Below are 22,168 nucleotides of genomic sequence, written 5' to 3'. Positions count from 1 at the left end.
CATTTTTTTGCCACGGACATTGATACATGAAACTGTGCCTTCAAAGATATTTACTTTAGCATATGGATACTTCCCCTCTCGAGAGGGGGATTGAGGGTGTGTTAAAATATCGATATTTCAGTGCCTTCCGTGTTTCGCTTCGCGTCAAAAGATGTGCCGTGGCAACATTAAAATCAAACCAAAGTAAAATGCGGATTCTTACACTTCTTTCTCCATAAAGAACATTCTGGGCTCCCCGTATGAAAAACCGGAGCGTTCGTAGAGATTTCGGGCACGATTATCCTCCCTGACTTCAAGGGTTACTTTACAGCAGTTCTCCATTTTTGCTTTTCTTTCCACTTCGGCCAACAGCGCCTCTCCGATACCGTTTCCCCGATACTGCGGATTTACCGCCAGGTCATGAATATTGATAACCTTTTGCGCTTTAAAGGTCGAAAAACTATACACGCAATTCGCCACTCCGGCAGGCTGATCATCCATAAATGCCAAAAATCCCACATAGCAGGGGAAATTTTTCAACTTTTCAACCAACACCTTTTTTACCTCTTCCTTAAGGGGGCGTTTCATTCCCATTGCATCCCTGGCATACTGATCTGTGCTGAACAATAAAGCTTCTGAATGCTTTGGGTTATTTAAATCCGCTTCAACGATTTCCAATTTTTTCATACCTGTATTTATTGAGCTTTCTGATATTTTAAATTCTTTACCCGGATTATTCACCAAGCCCCGTCCCGATAGTTTTCGGGATCGGGAGCAGGCAGACTCATATGTAAAGCCCACATCTTTGAGGCTTTTTTATATCTCTACTCGTGCTTTGTGGCCTACTCGCATTATATAGCTACGAAGATGCACTAAGTTTACTCTGCAAGAACTTCTGTTTGAGCAAGAGACGCTAACAGATCCTTACACCCTAAACCCATTCATGGGTTTTACACACGAGCGCGGGATTTATCCCCGCGAATACAACTGCTCACGAAAATCGATCCGCCAGTCGATTAATTAAGTACCCACTCTCTTTCAGGGCCTGGGAAGCAAAACTTCCAAAAAAGTCCGTTACGGATTCAAACTCTTTGATGAAGCCTTTTTTGTCATCAGCCTCTACCATCTCCATCAGCTTTTTCTGATGATTGAAGAAAGCAAGCAGCAGATCACGGCGCTCTTTATTGGCAAATACAATATCAGCATAAAGTTCAGCATCCTGAGCAAAAATTCGTCCGGTCATCATCAGCTCAGCCCGGTAGATGGGACTGGAGTACTCGAGCATCTCCTCCGGATTCAGATCGTACTGCTTCATGAATGATCCATGCAGCAACGCCACGAAGTGCCTTAAACCCTGAACCAGGTTCATGACGTGATCATGTTTTTCAGGTTCGGCATCAATGACCCGCATCCCCCAAAGCTTGCACTGTTCTTTGAACCAGTCGGCTTTTTCAGAATCCCGTCCTGAACAGAATACCATCAGCTGTTTGGACAGGTTAGGAACGGACGGCCCGTGCATCGGGTGGAGCCCCACTACCGGTCCCGGATGTGCATCCAGCATCACTTGCAACGGCTTTGATTTATTTGAGGTAAAATCTGCCAGAATTGTATCCGGTTTCAGCTTTGGACTCAGCCGCCGGATTACATCTTCAGTCACATTAATTGGCACGGTCACAATCACCATATCCAGTTTTGGCGCCATCTCATCCAGTTGATACCAGTTCGATTTATCCAAACTGTATGCAATATGCTCGCTGTTCTCCGTGAACTTCCTGTAAAGAGATCCCATTCCGCCCTCACCGCCTACATAGAGGATATGCTTAGGTTCTTCTGTGGAACGCGGAAAAGTTTTAGCCGACTGAGCCGCCCGGCTCGATGCCATAACCATTCTCAGAAAATCTTCAGCCCAATCGGGATCAATTCCCCTCTCCTCAGCTTTTTGCCGAAACGCTTCGGTTTTTTCCTGTTCACGACCGGCAACAAAAACCGGCAACTGCTTTTCAACTTTGGTTTGAATGACATCCTGAACAACCCGATTCCGTCTTTGTAAAAGCTCAAGAATTTGATTGTCAATATCGTCGATCTGTTCGCGTTGTTCTTTTAAGTACTTCTGGTCGGACATTTTTTAAAATATTGAGTAAAAAACCGGTGTCAAATAGTATGATGAACAAAAGTACCCTAATTCCTGCAAAAATGTGTAATAGAGAATGATTTTGTGCTATAAATGTTTTAATCGGGTGAATACATAGTTATCTTTGGTTTATGTCAAATTTTAAGCTTCATTCACCCTGGGAGCCCGCCGGCGATCAGCCAAACGCCATCGAAGAACTCACTGAAGGCATCCAGAATAACGACAAATTTCAGACACTTTTAGGTATTACCGGTTCAGGTAAGACACGAACCGTAGCCGGCGTGATTGAAAACGTGCAAAAACCCACGCTGGTGATGAGTCACAACAAAACGCTTGCGGCTCAGCTTTATCGCGAGTTAAGTGACTTTTTCCCGGAAAACAGGGTGGAGTTTTTCATCTCATATTACGATTACTACCAACCGGAAGCGTATCTCTCCTCACAGGATAAATACATTGAAAAAGACCTCTCTATTAATGAGGAGATTCAAAAACTGAGGCTGCGGGCAACAAGCTCACTGCTATCCGGCCGACGGGATGTGATTATTGTATCCTCCGTAAGTTGTATTTACGGAATCGGATCGCCTTCAGAATATGAAAAGTTGATTATCAATCTGAAGGTGGGACAGGATATTCCACGGAATACACTACTGTATGATCTGGTAGATCTTCACTATCGAAGAAGCGATCATGAGTTTACGCGGGGAACCTTCAGGGTAAGAGGTGATGTGATTGACATCTATCCCGCGTACTCTGAGGAAGGATTGCGAATTACCATGTGGGGTGATGAAATTGAAAAGATGCAGGTTTTTGATGTGGAATCAGGCAACATCATCGACGATGTGGATGAATTTCGAATCTTTCCCGCGTCACACTATGTGACAACCCAGGGCCGACTGGAAGAGTCGATCAAACAGATTAGAGATGAGATGCACTGGAGGGTTGATGTGCTTCAGGACGAACAAAGATTTCTGGAAGCCAAACGCCTGGAGCAGCGCACTCTTTTTGACATTGAGATGATGCAGGAGATCGGCTACTGTTCCGGAATTGAGAACTATTCCCGCTACCTCAGTGCCCGTAAACCCGGTGAACGTCCCTACACCCTGATGGACTACTTCCCGGATGATTATTTGCTTGTCGTGGATGAGAGCCATCAAACCGTACCTCAGGTCGGGGCCATGTATGGCGGCGACAGATCGCGAAAAATAGAACTGGTTGAACACGGGTTCAGACTTCCGTCCGCGATGGACAACCGGCCGCTTACATTCGAAGAGTGGGAATCGATGGTCAATCAGGCGATTTTTGTGAGCGCTACACCGAGTGATTACGAATTGGAAAAATCAGACGGAATTTATGTTGAGCAGATTATTCGCCCAACCGGACTGATGGAGCCCGAAATTGAAGTTCGCCCACTCGATACGCAGGTGGATGATCTTCTCGAAGAGATTCGAAAACGGGCTGAGAAGAATGAACGGGTGCTCTGTATTACTCTTACGAAGAGACTCAGTGAGGAGTTAAGTGAATACCTGAAAAATCTCGGCATTCCGGCAGCCTACATGCATAGCGAGCTGGACGCGATGCAGCGTGTGGAAGTACTCTACAAATTCCGGCGCGGCGACTTTAAAGTGCTTGTCGGTATTAATCTGCTTCGGGAAGGAATCGATATTCCTGAACTGAGTCTTGTTGCTATTTTAGACGCTGATAAAGAAGGATTTTTACGCTCCGAAACAGCACTTTTTCAAATTGTTGGGCGTGCTGCCCGTAATGTTGAAGGCAGGGCGATTCTCTATGCCAACAAGATCACAAAAAGTATGCAGAAGGTAATTGATGAAACAAACAGGCGCCGGGAGATTCAAAGAAAATACAACGAGGAACATGGAATCACTCCTCAGACTATACAGAAAGAGTTAAAACCGCTGGTAGATCCGGCACTGATTTCCACCCAAGACTTTACTCTTGATTCATCTGAACAGGAACAGCAGGATTATCTGGAGACTGTAAGAGTGGCCGAAGATGGCATTCAGTACAGGGCAAACCCGGCCATGAAAGAAGTTACATTTGAAAGTAAAGAGAAGTTTCTCGATTATTTACGCGGATCGATGCTGCAGGCTGCCAAAAACATGGAGTTTGAGGAAGCCGCCCGTATTCGCGACCAGATCGCTACACTAGAAAAAGAAATCTAAAACAATTATTGATCACTTCATGGGTAAGAAAATTGAATTCTTTAAAACATTTGTTAAAGATCGCGATGTCGCTTCAGTCATCCCCACCTCGCCGCGATGTGTAAAAAAAGTATGCTCAAACATCGATTTCACGAAAGATTTTACTTTAGTTGAGTACGGGCCCGGAAACGGCGCTTTCACTCACTATTTGATTGAAAAAATGTCGCCCGGCTCCAGGCTGATTTTAATTGAGGCAAACCAGAATTTTGTATCATCCTTAAAAGATTCAATTGATGATCCCCGGGTTGAAATTCACAATATACTAGCCGGAGATGTTGAGTCAGTGCTTAGTGATGATGTTATTGGCAATGTGGATTACGTGCTATCCGGAATTCCGTTTTCTTTCTTAGAGTGGGATCGGAAAATTGAGGTACTTCAGGCTACTAAGAAAATTTTAAAGGATGATGGGAAATTTCTCGCCTATCAAACCAGCGGCCACCTGAAAAAGCCTGTGATGGAGGTATTTGGAAATTTTGAAACAGATTTCGAGCCACTCAATATCCCACCGTACTTTATTTACAAAATCCACAAAAACGGGCATTGATCTAACCCCGTCAGGCCGCTACACGCGATCAGGCGGATAAGTTGAGTTTCTTCACCGGGCATTTGAGTTTGATAAAACCAGTCAAACTTAAATACATCCCGGGAGACAGAACACCCCTCGTCCCGATAAATGCTAGTCGGGACACTCCCAAAAGTGATGTTTCTCGTAAATGAGCTTAAATAATTTAGACATTTAATCCCTCTCTATTTGATAGAGAGGGAGAGAGGGTGAGTCTGAATAAAAAACCTAAATTATTTAAGCGTTAATCGTAGAAAACTACCTTTTAGAACAGGCTTTAATTGAGATTCAATTAAATGGACACAAACGGAAAGAAAATCATACCGCCTGAATCTCTTCTGGAGGCGTATAGTCAGGGTATTTTTCCGATGAGTGAGTCGCGGGATGATAGCACAGTTGGTTGGTACTCTGCCCGAAAGCGCGGCATTATTCCGATGGAGAATTTCAAAGTCTCCTCTAACGTAGAGCGGATAATTCGTCAGGGCAGATTCAAATGCAAGGTAGATACCCGCTTTAGGACGGTGATGAAAGAGTGTGCCGATCGAAATACTACCTGGATCTCTGACTTGATTATCGATTCATTTGAAGTGCTGCATCTGGCCGGTCATGCCCACTCCGTTGAGATGTACAATTCGGACGGTAAACTCGCAGGTGGCCTTTATGGTGTTTCCCTGGGAGCAGCCTTTTTTGGTGAATCGATGTTCAAAAATGATAAGGAAGCAGATAAAGTGGCTCTCTGGCACTGCCATCAAATATTACAGAAGAATGGATTTGAGCTTTGGGATACGCAATTCTATACCGATCACCTTGGCTCAGTTTGGTTGTATTGAAATTCCATCGGACGAGTATCAAGATCGGCTTGAGAAAGCATTGGAGAAAGAAACACGAACGTTTAAAATATAGCTATCTAACCTTAATTAAGTGGGATGTTTATCAAATATAGAAACTCCACCCCAGTGATGAAATAACGAACACCCCTCTTAATTTCGTTTCACGTGTCGCTATCGCTCGGAGCCCCTTATTAGGGGAGAATTTGTCAAATACGTCAGCAGTTTTTTTTGACGAACTCACGTTAAATATTATCCGTCTGACCGCGGGGAGCGGTCTGACGGGTGATTACTATTTTGGATCCAGAATATTCTCAATCCGGTTTTGAACATCCTGAAGATGGACAACCGTTCTGCGATCTACCGTTCTGTTCACGGCGCGATCCACTTCTGTTTTCAGTGTTCTGAGCTCCTCTCGAAGCAGTGGTTTGATGTCGCTTCCATCCACGTCATCATCCTCACTCTCCATCAGAGATTTAATGTGATTCAGATAGGTTCGCTGAAGATTTCTGCGATAAACATCTATGGACGAGCTGGAGGAGAGTTCGCTCCAAACTCCTAACCGAACATCTTCCAGCATCTCGCTAATCGTGTAGGCATCATTACCCCGGAAAGTCTCATCTTCAATCAGACGCAACATTCGTGACGAATTCATCACACTGCGAAGATGACGTCCCTGAAGCGCCTGAATCCGCTCAACAGCGCCGGAATGCTCAATATTTCTCAGGATGTTTTCATCGAGCAGCCATTCAGGTGTTGTAAACGCGTTCTCCACCATAAACTGCATCGCTTTTTCCTGATACTCTTTACTTACCGGCCGATAAACATTTCCATCCTGGTTTGAAGCAATGCGCTCCATGTAAACTCCGCCAATGTTGGTAATAACATGTCCGACATAGCGATTCCACTGACCGATCAGCTCTCCGTAAATCTCTTCCAGATCGTCGTAGCCCTCTCCCCGACGCGATGTCCACTCAACCAGATTTGGTGTAACTCGCTGCAGGTTCATCATTCCATACGTTGACGCCTGAACAGGATCGTCAGAAAGTGCTTCGGTCTGTGCAGACGGATCATATCCGGTTGACTGCCCGAAGCGGTACATCGGATCGTCTGCTTTATCAAGAATCCATTGATTCAGTGTCGAAACTTCGTCCTCAGGCGTTTCCGCATCCGGAATAACCCTGTACCCCCAATTGATGGCGTACTTGTCATACGGTCCGATTTTTCGGATAAATCGCTCCACACCGTCACCCGGCTGGGCAATGTAGTTCTGTCGGGCATAATCCATAATGGAAGCCGATACTCCATACTCCGAAGTAAATTCAGGATCCCTCAGAGACTCGACCGGGTAGGAAGAGTTTGCCTTCATGTTGTGAGGCAGCCCAAGCGCGTGACCAATTTCGTGAGCAATCACCTGCCGGATCGCCTCTTTCAGGTAGTCGTCATCAATTCGCAGATTTCGGGCCTTTGGATTGGCGGCTCCGGTCTCCAGCATCAGGCGGTTCCGGTATGAACGAATGTGATTGTGATACCAGATGATATCACTCCCGATAATCTCACCGGTTCGTGGATCCGTCATACTCGGACCGGTTGCATTTCGTGTAGTGTTGGCAATCCAGCGAACCATATTGTACCGAATATCTTCCGGTTCAAAATCAGGATCCTCTTCTTCTGTAGGCGGAAGTTTAGCCTGAATCGCATTTTTGAAACCGGCTTCTTCGAACGTAACATTCCAGTCTTCCACCCCTTGAATCACAGCCTGACGATACTCATCCGGTGTTCCGGGATCTACGTAGTAAACAATAGGCTCAACCGGCTCAACAAGCTCACCGCGGGCGTAGGCTTCGGGATCGGATGGCTCCAGTCTCCATCGGCGAAGCAACGAGCGGGTTGCAGCTTTCTGTTCATCTGAGCCAAAATCGAGCTGATTGACGGTAAACCATCCAACACGATAATCATAAAAGCGCGGACGCATAGGCTCACTTGGAAGCAGAACCATTGACTGGTTCATCAACAATGAAATACTGTTGGTATTGGAAGAAGACGGCGGATTCATCGCCTCGTAGGTCATCACATGACGAACTTCCACATTTTCCGGGTAGGTTCGAACGCGTTCTATGTAGCTTCGGTCTCCATCCAATCGTCGGACCTGATAGGAGCTTCTTAACCATCCCTGAAGGCCGGAAATAGCCGGCACGTCTGTTTCAAACAAGCTGTTTACTTCAATAACCGTAGTCGTACTGTCCGGGCCGATTGCTTCCACATCAAAAGATGCAATGATAGGCTCATAGTTGTTTGCACGAACAGATCGGGAAATAGGAAGGGAGTCCGGCGCAACGCTGTTGTAAAGCCGCTGACGGATATTAATTTTGTCGTTCACTTTTTCAAAAGCAATGACCTGTTCTGCAGTTTTGGAACCGCTGCTGGTGAACCCAAAGAAATTATTCGGAACACTTGCCACACGGCTTACCATCAGAAAATCCCGGCCGAGAAGTGAATCGGGAATTTCATAATATATTTTATCGCCCACGGTGTGAACGTCCACAACACCGTTCTGGGTTTTGGCTTCGGATGTAATAATGCTGCTGTAATCATCCGGTCCTGAGCTGCGGTCACCCCGGGAAGACTGCCCGTTTGATGATTCGCTTGCTGGCTCTGTTGTCGCGCAAGAGATTGCAAAAATCCCTGCAAATAGAATAAAAGAAAGATTTCGTATCATTTGATTCATCAGATGATGGATTCTGTTCGTTTTCGATTGAGTTTTCCTGTTAGTACTAAATAAACGAATAGTAATATTCATTCACTGCAAAAGGTTGAAAAAATGACGGCTTAAAATTTGTGCTCTTCTGCCAGTAATCGTTTCCACTCCGGATGCCGTTGCAGGTAGACTTTCACAAACGGACAGATTGGAGCAATTTTCAAATCTCTCTCCTCAGCATCCTTGAAAGCGCCTTCCATTAATTTTGATGCCACACCTTGCCCCTTCGAATTCATCCGGCACTTCAGTATGAGTAAAGAAGAGTACGCCCTGTTTGTTCAGTATATATTCTGCAACTGCCGTTTTTCCATCTACCGACAGCTCATACCGGTTCTTCTCTTTATTGTTTTTTACTTCGGCCATCTCGCTAAGCGTTAAGTTTTACATTTATCTTCTGTTTTTACCGAGCTTTTCCACTTTCAAGTCGGCTGTATCGCTCAATTTTGCGTCTGTAGGCGGGCGGTATTCCTGAAAGGGAATCTTTAGCAAATTACCCAAATGCTCAATTTCAGTCGGATCCAAATGCGTATCAATTCCATATTTTAGGTGCTGAACATCATTCACCTCAGCAAATGTGCCAAACAATCGGTCCCAGACGGCAAATATATTTCCGTAATTGGTATCCGTAAGAGGCTGGGTGTAGTGGTGGTGAACTTTGTGCATGTTGGGCGTGATGAAAAAGTAGGACAGAGCCCGGTCTATTTTTCGCGGCATGTTGATATTGGCGTGAGTGATATGCGCAAAAAGTACAGACATGCTTTGGTAAAGCATCACAATTCCGATCGGTATTCCCACCAGAAAGACTCCCAGAATGGTAAAGAAGATTCTAAATACAGTTTCGCCGGGATGGTGCCGCAGGCCGGTGGTCACATCCACGGTTGTATCGCTGTGGTGAACCAGATGAAATTTCCACATCCATTTTATTTTGTGCTCAATCCAGTGAATCAGCCAGGCGCCCATAAAATCAAGCAGCATCACGCCGATTATGATTTTCGCCCAGAGAGGAAAATCTGCCAGGTGCAGGAGTCCAAACTCATTTTCGGTTACCCAGTAAGATGTGAAGTAGAGAACACCTGCCAGTCCAAATCCGATAATAGCTGTAAAAAGAGTGAAAGTGAGATTGATCCCGGCGTGACGAACCTTGTTGTAGGTGAACTGAAAGAGAGGAATTACACCCTCCATCACCCAAAATATGAAAATGCCTCCAATCAGAATAAATGCCCTGAAGGTAGTTGGAACATCTTCAAAAAATGTGATGATCGTTTCCATACGGTTAATGTTCGTTGAAATTTTGCCCGTCTACTTCCTTCTCCTCAGAATCAGGAAGATAACCAAACCTATCAGAAGCAATGCGGCAACCGGCCATACCCACAACGGAAGAGTATAGGTTATGGTCAACCTTCCTTCCGGGGTTTCATAACGAGCCGGAATAACCGGGATTCCATCTTCATTTTTTTCCAGAGACTGAACATAGTCCAATACACCGGTCCAAACCTTCAGCTGATGATCTCCATCCGTGATGATGGCTTCATCAAGCGAAATAGCCCGCCCATTTTCATCCCGCAAAGTGATTGCAAGACCGGGCAGCCTTTCTCCAACCATCGGTAAAAAGCCTGCGATATAGTAGTCGGTCACTACGTGAATCAGTTGATCCGAATCTTTTCGTAACGTTCTGGTTTCTTCTCCATCAACAAGTTCGGCACCCAGTACAGCTCTTGAAGACGGTATAGGTGTGCCCGCAAAAGGAATGGTAAACAATACGGCTCGTTCCGGATTATAGATCATATTCAACCCTGAAAACTGCAGAAAATAGTTGTCCCCCATTAGCTCTGAAAGCAGGATGGAAACTTCGAGGGCATTTCGAACTTCTTCTTCTGTTAAGTAAAAGGAGACCAGGGGATAGCCCGGTGATCCATCATCTCCCGATCCCAGCCCGAAAGCCATCATCATATCATAAAATGTTATTTCGCCCTGATTCCAAACCTCCGTCCCCGGCTTGATATCACTTCGAATAGCGCCATTTGCCTGAACGGCAATATCGATAGGCTGATCCAATACTCTTTCAGCAGAAAATTTCATGGCATCCGTCACAAAATTTCCAATTGCTGATTCACGCTGAATTTCATTCCGGTAAACCGGGAAATCTGAATAAGCGATTGTCTCTCGAATACTGCTTACTGCTCCGTCGGTAAAATCCCTCAGCCAGTCATTTAAAATCTCCGTATACCGCTCCACTTCCGCAGATACATCCTCATCTTCATTAATCGTTGAATCAATCGGGATCAAGAAATCGTTGCCGTTTTCCTCATTCAGAACCGAAAGCTTATCAAGCTCCCGGTTATAGCTCAGCTCCAGCCTGCCAAGATATTGCATGTAGTTGCCGGCTTGAACGATTATCGTGTCTTCTACATAAATCGGGCTATGAAGTGCGGTGTGAGTATGTCCGCCGACAATAATATCAATCTCAGGCAGAAGCTCAGCCAGTTGCCGATCCTCTGATACACCGGAGTGGTTTATTGAAATGATGAGGTCTACATTTTGCTTCTGGAGTTCTTCAACAGCTTTTTTAGCTGATTCAAATGGATCATCAAACTGAACCGGGCCGGGTTCCGCCGTTTTCGAGATCGCATCATTTCCAATCAGACCAAAGATTCCGATACGCAGTCCATTATCCAGTTCTTTAATAAAATGGTTTTTAATCCCGCGTTCACTCAATGGATGATCCTGAGGCGGACGTACATTGGTTCCTAAAATCACCGTCTTTTCGGCTGCAGCGGGATATCCTGCATCCGACAGGTAGCGGGCATAGACATCTGAGCCGTAGTCGAATTCGTGATTACCAATGGTGATGGCATCGTACCCCATTTTCTGAAACAGGTTCAGCTCGGGAGCCAGCCCCTCTTGCAGCGGAAGCCAGCCAAAAGCGGGGCCTCCTAAGATATCTCCGGCCGAAAATAGAAGTACAGGCTCGCCTGTCTGCTTTTTTTCTGTCCGTATCATGTCAATTGCTCCGGCCAATCTGGCGATACCCCCGTCGGCCAGGTTTCTGTATTCAGGATGATCGTTCACTGCCGGAATCGGAATCAGGTGAGAATGCTCGTCATTAGTGTGCAGAATTGTAAATCGTAGATCTGTTTCAGTAGATTGGCGGCCTTGCAGCTGTGCCGACCATAAAAGGAGAATGACAAAGATTGTAAATTTAAATCTCAAACTAATTAGGGACTTTTAGCAGTTATCGGTTTTGATTATGTTACGTCTCAATTTGCTGCAACCAAATCAACAGGCATCTTAGATTATGAAAAAACCGTTAAAAAGCATAAGCGCATTTCTGATACTCTTTCTTTTTTCAACCGGGGCGTTTGCTCAGCTTCAATCACCTGAAGATTACCTCGGTTATGAACTTGGAGACCGATATACACCTCACTACAGAGTTTTGAGCTATGTTACCCACGTGGCCGACAACTCCGAATTGGTGACAATTCACCATTATGGTAAAACTTACGAACACCGTGAGCTCGTGTACCTTGTCGTTACATCTGAAGAAAATCACGCCAACCTCGAAGAGATTCGTTTAAACAATCTCAAACTGACCGGACTCGAAGAGGGTGAGCCTACAGAAAATCAAAAAGCAATTACCTGGCTTAGCTACAACGTTCATGGAAATGAGACGAACAGCAGTGAAGCTGCCATGAAAACGCTCTATGAGCTGGTTGATCCGGCAAACCGGGAAAGCAAAGCATGGCTGAATGATTCTGTAGTAATCATTGACCCGATGATAAACCCGGACGGTCGGGACCGGTACGTTAATTGGTTTAACACTGTAATTGGCACTGAGTACAATCCCGATCCTATTGCACGGGAACACCGCGAACCATGGCCGGGCGGACGAGCCAATCACTACCTGTTTGATTTGAACCGCGACTGGGCGTGGCAAACTCAGGTTGAGTCGCAGCAGAGAATTGAAGTTTATCAGCAGTGGATGCCGCACGTTCACGTTGATTTCCATGAAATGGGGTACAACTCTCCATACTATTTTGCGCCGGCTGCCAAACCGTATCACAACGTGATTACCGACTGGCAAGAGGAATTTCAAACCATTATCGGTAAAAATCACACTAAATATTTCGATGAAAACAGCTGGCTGTACTACACACGCGAGGTTTTTGATCTCTTCTATCCAAGCTATGGCGATACCTGGCCAACATACAACGGCGCGATCGGTATGACGTACGAGAAAGCCGGTGGCGGGAGTGCCGGTGCGGCGGTAACCACAGAAGAGGGTGAAGTATTAACCCTGAAAGATCGACTGACCCATCACCACGTTGCGGGGATATCCACGATTGAAGTGACGGCCAACAATGCTGACCGTGTAGTTCGGGAGTTTGCCAACTATTTTGATAAAGCGGCAAACGAACCTGCAGGCACCTACAAATCGTTTGTGGTTAAAGCAGACAACGATCCAGACAAAATTCATCACCTGCTGACCTTCCTCGATTCTCAACAGATTGAATATGGCACAGCCGGCTCAAACCAAAACACAAACGGTTATAACTATAATAGCGGGCAAAATGAGCGTGTTTCAATTTCAGAAAATGATGTTGTTGTAAGTGTTTATCAGCCGCAAGGACAATTGGCTCGCGTGTTCTTTGAGCCAAATCCTGAACTTTCCGACTCTCTCACATACGATATTACCACCTGGGAAGCGCACTACCGTTTTGGACTGGAAGGCTTCGCACTGGAATCCAATATCAATCCGAATCAAAATATTTCAGCGGAAGATTACAGAAGCAGCACCATTTCCGGTGCAGACAAACCTTACGCCTATGTAACCGATTGGGACAGCATGGATGATGCGCGGTTTTTAGCTGAGATTACCAAAAACGGAGTGAAAAGCCGATTCTCCACCGTCGATTTTGAAATAGAAGGGGAATCCTTTAAGCGCGGATCACTGATTATTATGCGCGGTAACAACTCTCATTTGGATGATGAATTTGATGAGATTGTTCGTTCTGCAGCAGAAAATCACAGCCGGGATCTGTTTGGAGCATCCACAGGATTTGTAACATCCGGTTCTGACTTCGGTTCAAATAACGTACGCTATATCGAAAAACCTGAAATTGCTGTTATGATGGGTGAAGGAACTTCATCTTTAAGTGCAGGCGAAGTGTGGCACTTTTTCGATCAGCAGCTTCACTACCCGAATACACAACTCAATACGGATGATCTAATGCGTGCTGATCTGTCCAAATTTACCACGCTGATTCTGCCGTCAGGTTCTTACAACAGCGTACTAACTGACAGCGCCATCGAGAAAATTTCGAGTTGGGTTCGTGAAGGTGGGAATCTGGTATTGATTGCGAATGCAAACCGAAACTTCACAGATAGAAACGGTTTCCAGCTGGCACGAAAACAAGCCGAGGCCGAGGAACCGACAAACGAAGAGATGCTGGCACCTTACGACAACCGGTCGAGACGCTATATTAGTAACACCACATCAGGATCGGCATTTGAAGTAACTCTCGACACAACGCATCCGTTAGCTTACGGCTACGATACAGAGTACTACACGCTCAAATTGAGTGCAGACTCCTACAGCTATTTGGATTCCGGCTGGAATGTGGGAACCGTCCGTGAAAACTCCTACCGGAGTGGATTTGTGGGAACTGAAGCAGAACCAATGATTGAGAACTCACTCTCTTTCGGCGTTCAGAGCTACGGCAGCGGACAGGTGGTTTATATGGTTGAAAATCCGCTCTTCAGGGATTCTGGGAGAATGGAAAACTGCTGGTTGCCAACAGCCTGTTCTTTGTAGGAAACTAATTCAGATTTGAGATCTGAGTCCTGAGTCTAGAGATTTACCTCTTGACTCTGGACTCTTAACTCATTTCATTGACCTACTTTTCAAACTTCATCTTCATCAATGCAGCCGCAATTTCAATGGGTGAATAATTACTTTCTGCAAGTGGCTCCAGCTGATCAATATATTCTCTCAGCCCGCCTTTTTGAAGGACCTCAACGATTTCATCCAGGTGCGATTCCATCTTCGACATTTGCACCTCTTTGGATGAAGGCATCGGCAACGGCATCAGCTTGGCACCGATAATTTTTTCAATAAAACGGATACTTTTTCTCTTCCTTCCGGTAGAGAATGTAATAGCCATTCCGGATTTACCTGCGCGTGCTGTTCGCCCAATTCGGTGGACATAGAACTCCGGATCCTGGGGTACATCGTAGTTGAAGACGATATCAATATCATCCACATCCAATCCGCGTGCTGCAACATCCGTAGCTACCAAAAGCTCGATTTTTCCGTTTCTGAACTTGTTCATCACCTTATCGCGCACGTTCTGGCGCATATCGCCATGGAGCGCATCGGCAGAAAAACCGCGGGCCTGAAATTCCTGTACAAGAGAATCGCATCTGCGCTTTGTATTTGAAAAAACCAGTGTGAGATTGGCACCGGTCATATCAATCACGCGTGAGATCGCCTCTACTCGCATAGAGTCCCGGACTTCCATCACATACTGTTCAACACCTTCAGCTGTTTGAGCCCGTCCCTCAACTTTGATCATCTCCGGCTTATCCATCCAGCGATTCATAATATTTTTGATCGCATTTGGCACGGTTGCGGAGAACATAACCGTTTGCGATTTGCCTTTACTGTAGCTTAAAATCTGCTCGAGATCTTCTCGGAAACCCATGTTCAGCATCTCATCGGCTTCATCAAGTACAACCATTTCGAGTGCACCCAATTTTAACGTACCGCGCTTCAGGTGATCAATTACCCGTCCCGGAGTTCCCACTACTATCTGTGCTCCTTTTTTCAGGGCCTTAAGCTGCCTGCTGATTGGCTGTCCGCCATAAACAGGTACGGTAAATACGCCGTTTACGTGCTTTGCAAGTTTGATCAGTTCGCCGGTTACCTGAATAGCCAATTCCCTAGTTGGAGTTAAAATTAAAACGCTTGGAGATTTTGAGCCTTTGTTGGCCATCTGCAGTGCCGGAATACCAAACGCTGCGGTTTTACCCGTACCGGTTTGAGCCTGTCCTACCAGGTCTTTACCCGCTAATATTTGGGGTATACACTTTTCTTGAATGGATGTTGGTGCTTCAAAGCCCATATCGTTTACGGCTTTGAGGATTTCAGGCTGAATTCCCAGCTCTGAAAAAGAAGAATTTTTCATTTTTGTCTGATGTTTGTATTGGATAGCCGGACTGAGGCTCTCGATAAAAAGTGAACATACGTTCACCCGGATTACGATATACCTATCCTATGTATCCTGATTTTGAAATATCTGTCGCTCTCCTCGCGCATCGCTCCGCTCTTGTGTTTTTTTAAACATTTCGGAGATACTCCCTGGCCAAAAGCGCGATTTACAAACATTCAGGAGAGAACTACTGAAGAGAGGCAAAAAGGTACCGAGTTGGGCAGGTCAACGTCGAACGTCAGTTGAAGGGGCATAAGGTACGGATAAGAAATGGATTTATTGCTATAGGTTTTGGAGTAATAAGCATTGAATCAATACTGCCCAAAATGATTAATGGAAATAAAAGAAGATTATAACCAGTTTGATATTTTCTTTCTCGCTGAGTATCGCAAATTTATACGCAGATTTGCGCAGAGTATCTGCGAGACTCAGCGGAATTATCCGCGTCAATCTGCGAGAAATGAAACAGCTGTTATTCAGGGTTGTCAACCTCTTTTAATTTCATTAATCGAGTATGAAGCGAAATACTTTATACTTTCTGCCTGATACCTGCTACTCACTACTCTTATTTCGAAACAGAGCATACGCTTCAAGCATAATCCAGATTGAAAAACCTAGTATTACTGCTCCAAACGAAAATAGAAGCAGATTGAAGTCAGATTCCCGGCTCCGGACCAATCAAAAATAACCTGCTCAATCATAGCCCACAGCGTCATAAACAGAACAAATATCATGGGCACGAGAGTGTAAATTATAGGCCGACCCTGTCGCTTCAGCCAGATTGTAATCAGCAACAAACTAATTCCCGCCAAAAGCTGATTGGATGTCCCAAAGAGCGGCCAGAGAGATATATCCGCCCGAGCCGAGGCCGCGTGGTCCCTCCGGCAGTATCACCAACGCAGCACTTGCGCCAACAGCTATCATCGTGGAGGTGTGAAGTTTGGTCAGTGGCTTCACCTTGTACTCCTCACCCAGTTCATTCAAAATATATCGCATCAGGCGTACGGAAGTATCCAGGGTCGTTGCAGCAAAACTGATCACGATTACTGCAATAATCGTTTGAGCTACCTCCAACGGAATCATCAGTCCGGTAGCCAGGCGGGCAGCGCCTTCAACAAAGATATTCAAACCGCTTGAGCCGGCCGCTTCAAAGGAGTGGTAGTTTTCCAGAAACTCTCCGGTTGTGTTGAAATAGGTGACAATAGCTACAATGGTAATCAGGGCGAGTGAACCTTCGCCAATTGCACCGAGGTACCCGACAAACCTGGCATCAGTCTCTTTATCGAGCTGCTTGGCCGTGGTACCCGAGGAAACCAGTCCGTGAAATCCGGAGATCGCCCCGCAGGCAATGGTGATAAACAGAAGCGGAAACCAGCTCACATCGCTTGTATCGGTATTGGTTGGCGGAGCCGTAATTTCCGGACTGATCACAAAAAGCCCAAGGTAAAGGATGGCCAGCCCAAGTATCAGCTGATAAGCGTTGATCAGATCACGCGGCTGAAGAAGCATCCAGACCGGAAGCGTGGATGCAAAATAGACGTAAACCATTAGCACGATGATCCATGTCAGAAACGCCATCTCAACTCCGCTCAGTCCAAACAGAAGCGTTGCCTCCTCACCGCCGAAATATTGAACCAGGTCGATCTGCAAGACCGGCACATAGCTGGCGATGATGGCGGTAAAATACATCACAAAGAGAACAACAATGGAGGGAATGAGCATACTTCCGCTGGCTTTATATACACGAAATCCGATCCAGATAGCCAGCGGAATCTGAATAAATATGGAGAGCACCGTGGCCGGAAAACTGATGAACAGGTTTGAAATTACCCAGGCAAATACGGCATTTACCATCAGTACGAGAATCAGGATAATGAATAGAAAAAGAAGGCGTCCCCGGCGCCCAACCAGTTTATCTGGCAAGTGTGCCTACAGATTGACCTTTGTTGCGAACCGAGAGGACCATGGTTCCAAAATCATGAACACCGGCTGCAAAGATGGTTCCGAGAACCACCCACAACATTGCGGGAACCCAGCCCCAGTAGACGGCAATTGCCGGTCCTACGATGGGTGCAGCACCGGCGATGGATGTAAAATGATGGCCCAGCAGTACAAATTTGTTGGCCGGAACATAATCCCTGCCATCTTTGAACTCATGAGCGGGAGTCATAAAATCCGGATCGAGCTGATAGATTTTCTCAGCCAGATACTTTGAGTAGTATCGGTATCCGATAAAGAAGAGAACGAGCGATAAAGCAGCGACTAAGCTTGCCGGCACGGTTCAGTTTGTTTTGATTCTACTGCCTATTTAAGAGCAGGATAGGCTTACATCCCAATCCATCATCCAAAATAAAGTTTTAAAGCAAATCTGCAACTGAATAATATCGCCACGGCACATCTTTTGACGCGAAGCGAAACACGGATTTCACTGAAGAATATTCATTGAGTTGGAGCTATTGAACCGCAGAATGTTGAACTCTGAATATCGAATTTCGAAGTAAGGTCACTTCGATATTTGACATTCAGTATTCTGCGGTTCGACATTCTTTCAAATCAATCATTTAATAAAACGGGCTCACCGTAACCGAGGCCGCTCAAACGCTTCAGTTGTGTCCGGGCATCACCCACAATCACATAGTACATTCTGTCGGGGTTGGCATACTCGCCGGCCAGTTCGCTGATCTCTTCACGGCTCATCTCACGAACAACATCCTGCTGCGCATTAATGTAATCCGCCGACCATCCGTTGGCACTCATGGTTTGAAGAATTCCCAGTTTGGCTCCAAGCGTTTCAAATGCGCGGGCATTGCTCTTCAACAGAAAGCTCTGCGTGTTGTCGAGGTCCTGTTCTGTGAATGTATCGGGGTAGTCTGCCATGATATCCCGAATCAACTCTACAGCTTCGAAGGTAATATTGCTTCTCACCCCGCTGCTTACGCTAAACGGTCCCGGCAGACTGCTGCCCGAAAATCCTGACCGAATGCCGTAGGTATACCCTTTTCCTTCACGAAGCTCCTGCGTGAGACGTGATGCAAATCCTCCGCCTCCAAGAATGTAGTTCATCACCGTTGCAGGATAGTAGTCGTCATCCGTTTCCGGCATCGCCAGATATCCGATTCTCAACACCGATTGTGACGCATTCGGTACATCGTAGAAATAGACCCGGGATTGCGCCGGAGGCTCAGGAAACTCAAATTCAGGAATATTTACAGGACTGGATTCCCATCGCGACTCCAAATCAGACAGAGACGCTACCGCATTACTCTGATTGATGGCACCGGCGATGTGATACGTAGCAACGGATGGATTGATGTAATCTTCGTAATAAGCTTTCAAATCATCCAGCGTAATGGATTCCACACTCTCTTCAGTGCCCAAGCTGCTGAATGATAGAATATGCCCATCACCATAGAGCAACTTGTTGAACTCATTTGTGGCAATGCTGTTTGGATTAGACTGCTGCTGAGCTATCCGGCTCAACACACTCTGTTTCGCCAGGTCAAACTCACGTTCATCCCATCGCGGCTCGAGCAGAATCTCCTCAACCAGATCGAGCGTTGCATCATAATTTCTGGCCAGTGTATTTCCTGAAATAGTGAAATACTGACGTCCTGAGCTAACATTTATGCTCGCACCGAGAAGGTCAATAGCCTGCTCAAGCTCAGCCGGAGTTTTGTTTGCCGTTCCCCGGGTCATAACATCAGCCAACAGATTTGAAACACCCACTTTATCAGAATTTTCAACCAAAAGTCCGCCATCAATTCTGATGTTGAACTGAACCAGCGGCAGTTCACGATTTTCAATTCCATATACATCCAGTCCGTTACTCAATTCAGAAGTCCATACTTGCGGTACGGATATCTCAGGCTCGGAGCCGTAAGGTGGCTCTTCCGACCGGTCGAACGAAGAGGGTGTTCGTTCATATTCGGTATCTTCCGGCAGGATAAAATCCTCACCTTCCGCTCCCTGTACGATTTGCTCTGTTTCAATTTCCGCCTCAACAGATCCTGCCAAAGCCAGATCAGCCTCACCGCGAGGCACAAAGCTCGTTGCCACATAATCCTTACCCTTGATGTATTGTTCATACACTCGGTTCACGTCATCAAGTGTTACATCCAGTGTTTTCTGAATGTCCTGATTGATGTAACCCGGATCGCCGGCAAAAATATTGTACTGCGCCAGCTGAAACGCTTTACCTAAAACGCTGGAAAGCCCGGTGTAGAATCTCGTTTCAATGCCGGATTTTACCCGTTCCAGATCCTGTTCTGTAAATCCATTCTCTTCATATCGTGCAAAAGCTTCCTCTACACCGGCCAGTGCATCATTCAAGTCAATACCGGAATAACCTCTTACCTGAAGAGTGATTTCTCCGGCCAGCTCCGAATTGCTGCTGTACATGTTTGCTCCCGGAGTGAGCTCTTTTTCTTCAACCAATACTTCATAAAGCGGTGCTGTTCTTCCGTCTGCCAGCAGCTGCGTCAAAATTTGCAGTGCGTACGCGTCATCGTGATAGTTCTCCACCCCGGCCAGGTGAGGCGAAGTTCCGGCAGTCGAGCAAAATTATCCACATGATATAACTTTTTGGTTTCATCCAGTTTTGCCGGCTGCTTTTCAAGCGGCTCGATCTCGTCTCCGCGTGGAATCTCATCAAAATATTTCTGAACCCACTCTCGGGCTTGATCAGAATCAAAATCACCGGCTATAACCAGTGTGGCGTTATTCGGCACATACCAGGTGTTGTAGAAATTGACCACATCATCCAGCGTAGCGGCCTGAAGATCTTCGAGCGAACCGATCACCTGCCAGCTGTAGGGATGTCCTTCTGGGTAGAGATTTTTATCGATCACATAACCGGTATGACCGTAAGGCGCATTGTCCACACCCTGTCGTTTTTCATTTTTCACCACCTGTTTCTCTTTCTCAAGCACCATTTCATTTACTGTATTGATGAAATAGCCCATCTTATCGGCTTCTGCCCAGATCATCTTCTCGAGGGCGTCATTCGGTACGGTTTGAAAGTAGTTCGTCCGATCGCGGCTGGTGGAACCGTTTGCACCTGATCCTCCAATTCTGGCACTCATCTGATCCAGTCCGCCCCGCCCAAGGTTTTCTGATTCAAGAAAAAGCAGGTGCTCAAAGAGATGTGCAAAACCGGTTCGCCCGGGAAGTTCGCGAGCAGACCCGACATGAAACGTCAGAGCTACGGCCGTAACCGGATCAGAATCGTCCTTGTGAAAAATAACTTCCAGCCCGTTATCAAGTGTAAATTTCTCATATTCAACGGAAAAGTCGGTATCGGAAGAAGAGCTGCATGCGCCGACCAAAAAGAGCAAGGCGCCAATAAGAGTAGCAAAAATCGGATAGGATAACTTCATGTATCGTGTATATTTGGGTGAATTGTCAGTTGGGAATGTACACGATTTATCGCGAAGAAATTGTAATAATTAGTTTCGTCTGAACCTAAATCCACTCTTCGGATCTTTCCCTTCTTTTTGTTGGTAACTGTTGATAATCACAGTAAGCGCCGCCACTCCCGTTAGTAGCACAGTAATGGTGCTTGTATCCCAAACCAACCACATCATTAAAGTTACCAAAAACAGGCCGATGCTGAAGATGTATTGAAAACTTGTAACTTTTTTCTCTTCCTCTTTTCTGACTAATGGCATAATTAAGCAGCCTTGGCTCCAGTTTTTTCAAAAAACAGTTTCATGATAAAACCAAACAGCGGCCCGCCTACAACTATAAGACCCAAGAAAGTAACAATAACCTGCCTTGAGAGTATATCGATTCCGATAAGCGGAAATAAGATGAGCAATAAAATACTCGTCAAAACCCCCCAACTCAAACCTTCTTTGATCCAGCCAAGGCCTTCAAATGGATTTTCAATCTGATCCGTATCGATATCTTTATATCTGGCCGGTTGATTTTCAATCCACCTCTGTTTTAAACTATTTTTGAACCATCCCCAGATTGGAAACGTGACTGTCAAAACAAGGAGTGTTGTCAGATTCATGAGACATGGGATAATTTCTCCGCAATTCGGACAGTAGAGGCCAAACCAGTTTTTAAATGCCGTGCCATTTTGTGTCGACCAGGTTCTCCCGTCGTGAAGCGTTTCGCAGTGCGGACACGGCACATAGCTTCGTTCAAGAAACGGTTTTTCAGATGTTTTATCCTCAAGTGATACTTTCGGTACCCGCTGACCCAGAATAAGCTCATTAATGACCAGACCCGGATTTAAGAGATAGTGCAGTATCATCCAGTTTTTCCAGGTATAGACTTTGTATTTATCTTTATCAAAGTTCATAATGATCCGGGTTTTGTTCAGTTTACATAAGCATAGTAAATTCAAGGTTATGACACAATATATTTAGCTCAGAATATTTTTTCTACAAAATGAATCTGACAATTTTCAATACCTCATACAGACATGATTTTCTATCACAGCGGCGGTTCAGCCTGTTCGCCTGTTTATAAATCCGTT

The 22,168-nt window shown here is 45.8% G+C and carries 16 protein-coding genes and 1 pseudogene; 4 read left to right on the top strand and 13 right to left on the bottom strand.

The annotated features are described in order from the left end of the window. Positions 1 to 198: 198 nt before the first annotated feature. Complete coding sequence (locus U5K35_RS17665; protein ID WP_322572843.1) at positions 199 to 666, bottom strand: GNAT family N-acetyltransferase; 468 nt, start codon at positions 664 to 666, stop codon at positions 199 to 201. A gap of 304 nt (positions 667 to 970) precedes the next feature. Then, complete coding sequence (gene tyrA, locus U5K35_RS17660; protein ID WP_322572842.1) at positions 971 to 2,101, bottom strand: bifunctional chorismate mutase/prephenate dehydrogenase; 1,131 nt, start codon at positions 2,099 to 2,101, stop codon at positions 971 to 973. Positions 2,102 to 2,241: 140 nt separating this feature from the next. Between tyrA and uvrB the strand changes: the two genes are divergently transcribed. The 3 genes from uvrB (at position 2,242) to aat (ending at position 5,721) form a co-directional block, all read left to right on the top strand. Further along, entirely contained in the window at positions 2,242 to 4,290 is a 2,049-nt protein-coding gene (gene uvrB / locus U5K35_RS17655) for an excinuclease ABC subunit UvrB (protein WP_322570504.1), read from the top strand. Positions 4,291 to 4,309: 19 nt separating this feature from the next. Next, positions 4,310 to 4,873, top strand: coding sequence for a class I SAM-dependent methyltransferase (locus U5K35_RS17650; protein WP_322572841.1), 564 nt, complete (start codon positions 4,310 to 4,312; stop codon positions 4,871 to 4,873). 314 nt (positions 4,874 to 5,187) lie between these two features. Continuing rightward, positions 5,188 to 5,721 (top strand): leucyl/phenylalanyl-tRNA--protein transferase, encoded by a 534-nt coding sequence (aat, locus tag U5K35_RS17645; protein WP_322572840.1) that lies wholly within the window; start codon positions 5,188 to 5,190, stop codon positions 5,719 to 5,721. Between the two features lie 289 nt (positions 5,722 to 6,010). Here aat and U5K35_RS17640 read toward each other — a convergent pair whose 3' ends face one another. From U5K35_RS17640 to U5K35_RS17625, 5 genes are all read right to left on the bottom strand, one after another. Next, positions 6,011 to 8,446, bottom strand: coding sequence for a zinc-dependent metalloprotease (locus tag U5K35_RS17640; RefSeq protein WP_322572839.1), 2,436 nt, complete (start codon positions 8,444 to 8,446; stop codon positions 6,011 to 6,013). A 101-nt stretch (positions 8,447 to 8,547) separates the two neighbouring features. After that, the gene (locus U5K35_RS17635; protein ID WP_416221664.1) at positions 8,548 to 8,691 is read right to left on the bottom strand and encodes a GNAT family N-acetyltransferase; all 144 of its coding nucleotides are present in this window, start codon (positions 8,689 to 8,691) and stop codon (positions 8,548 to 8,550) included. Beyond that, positions 8,651 to 8,839, bottom strand: coding sequence for a GNAT family N-acetyltransferase (locus tag U5K35_RS19840; RefSeq protein ID WP_416221663.1), 189 nt, complete (start codon positions 8,837 to 8,839; stop codon positions 8,651 to 8,653). The genes U5K35_RS17635 and U5K35_RS19840 overlap by 41 nt, the downstream gene beginning before the upstream one ends. A 24-nt stretch (positions 8,840 to 8,863) precedes the next feature. Next, complete coding sequence (locus tag U5K35_RS17630) at positions 8,864 to 9,745, bottom strand: sterol desaturase family protein (protein ID WP_322572837.1); 882 nt, start codon at positions 9,743 to 9,745, stop codon at positions 8,864 to 8,866. 30 nt (positions 9,746 to 9,775) lie between these two features. Then, the gene (locus U5K35_RS17625; RefSeq protein ID WP_322572836.1) at positions 9,776 to 11,686 is read right to left on the bottom strand and encodes a bifunctional metallophosphatase/5'-nucleotidase; all 1,911 of its coding nucleotides are present in this window, start codon (positions 11,684 to 11,686) and stop codon (positions 9,776 to 9,778) included. Positions 11,687 to 11,771: 85 nt separating this feature from the next. Between U5K35_RS17625 and U5K35_RS17620 the strand changes: the two genes are divergently transcribed. After that, positions 11,772 to 14,288: a M14 metallopeptidase family protein gene (locus tag U5K35_RS17620; protein ID WP_322572835.1), complete on the top strand. Its 2,517-nt coding sequence runs from the start codon at positions 11,772 to 11,774 to the stop codon at positions 14,286 to 14,288. A gap of 82 nt (positions 14,289 to 14,370) precedes the next feature. On the opposite strand, the gene U5K35_RS17615 is transcribed toward U5K35_RS17620, so the two are convergent. The 6 genes and pseudogenes from U5K35_RS17615 to U5K35_RS17580 form a co-directional block, all read right to left on the bottom strand. Continuing rightward, positions 14,371 to 15,660, bottom strand: a complete 1,290-nt coding sequence (locus U5K35_RS17615) for a DEAD/DEAH box helicase (protein ID WP_322572834.1) — start codon at positions 15,658 to 15,660, stop codon at positions 14,371 to 14,373. 576 nt (positions 15,661 to 16,236) lie between these two features. Further along, a pseudogene (locus U5K35_RS17605) lies at positions 16,237 to 17,962 on the bottom strand (carbon starvation protein A). A gap of 275 nt (positions 17,963 to 18,237) precedes the next feature. After that, complete coding sequence (locus U5K35_RS17595) at positions 18,238 to 20,205, bottom strand: M16 family metallopeptidase (protein ID WP_322572831.1); 1,968 nt, start codon at positions 20,203 to 20,205, stop codon at positions 18,238 to 18,240. Beyond that, on the bottom strand, positions 20,163 to 21,059 hold the full coding sequence (locus U5K35_RS17590) for a pitrilysin family protein (protein WP_322572830.1): 897 nt from the start codon (positions 21,057 to 21,059) through the stop codon (positions 20,163 to 20,165). The genes U5K35_RS17595 and U5K35_RS17590 overlap by 43 nt, the downstream gene beginning before the upstream one ends. Positions 21,060 to 21,128: 69 nt before the next feature. Beyond that, a complete protein-coding gene (locus U5K35_RS17585; RefSeq protein WP_322570517.1) occupies positions 21,129 to 21,350 on the bottom strand; it encodes a hypothetical protein in 222 nt (73 codons plus the stop codon). A 2-nt stretch (positions 21,351 to 21,352) separates the two neighbouring features. Continuing rightward, complete coding sequence (locus U5K35_RS17580; protein WP_322570518.1) at positions 21,353 to 21,991, bottom strand: hypothetical protein; 639 nt, start codon at positions 21,989 to 21,991, stop codon at positions 21,353 to 21,355. Between the last annotated feature and the right edge of the window lie 177 nt (positions 21,992 to 22,168).

The organism is Rhodohalobacter sp. (assembly GCF_034521535.1).
Lineage (GTDB): Bacteria > Bacteroidota > Rhodothermia > Balneolales > Balneolaceae > Rhodohalobacter.
Note: the sequence above shows the minus strand (reverse complement) of the source record. Positions and strands in the feature narration are given on the sequence as shown.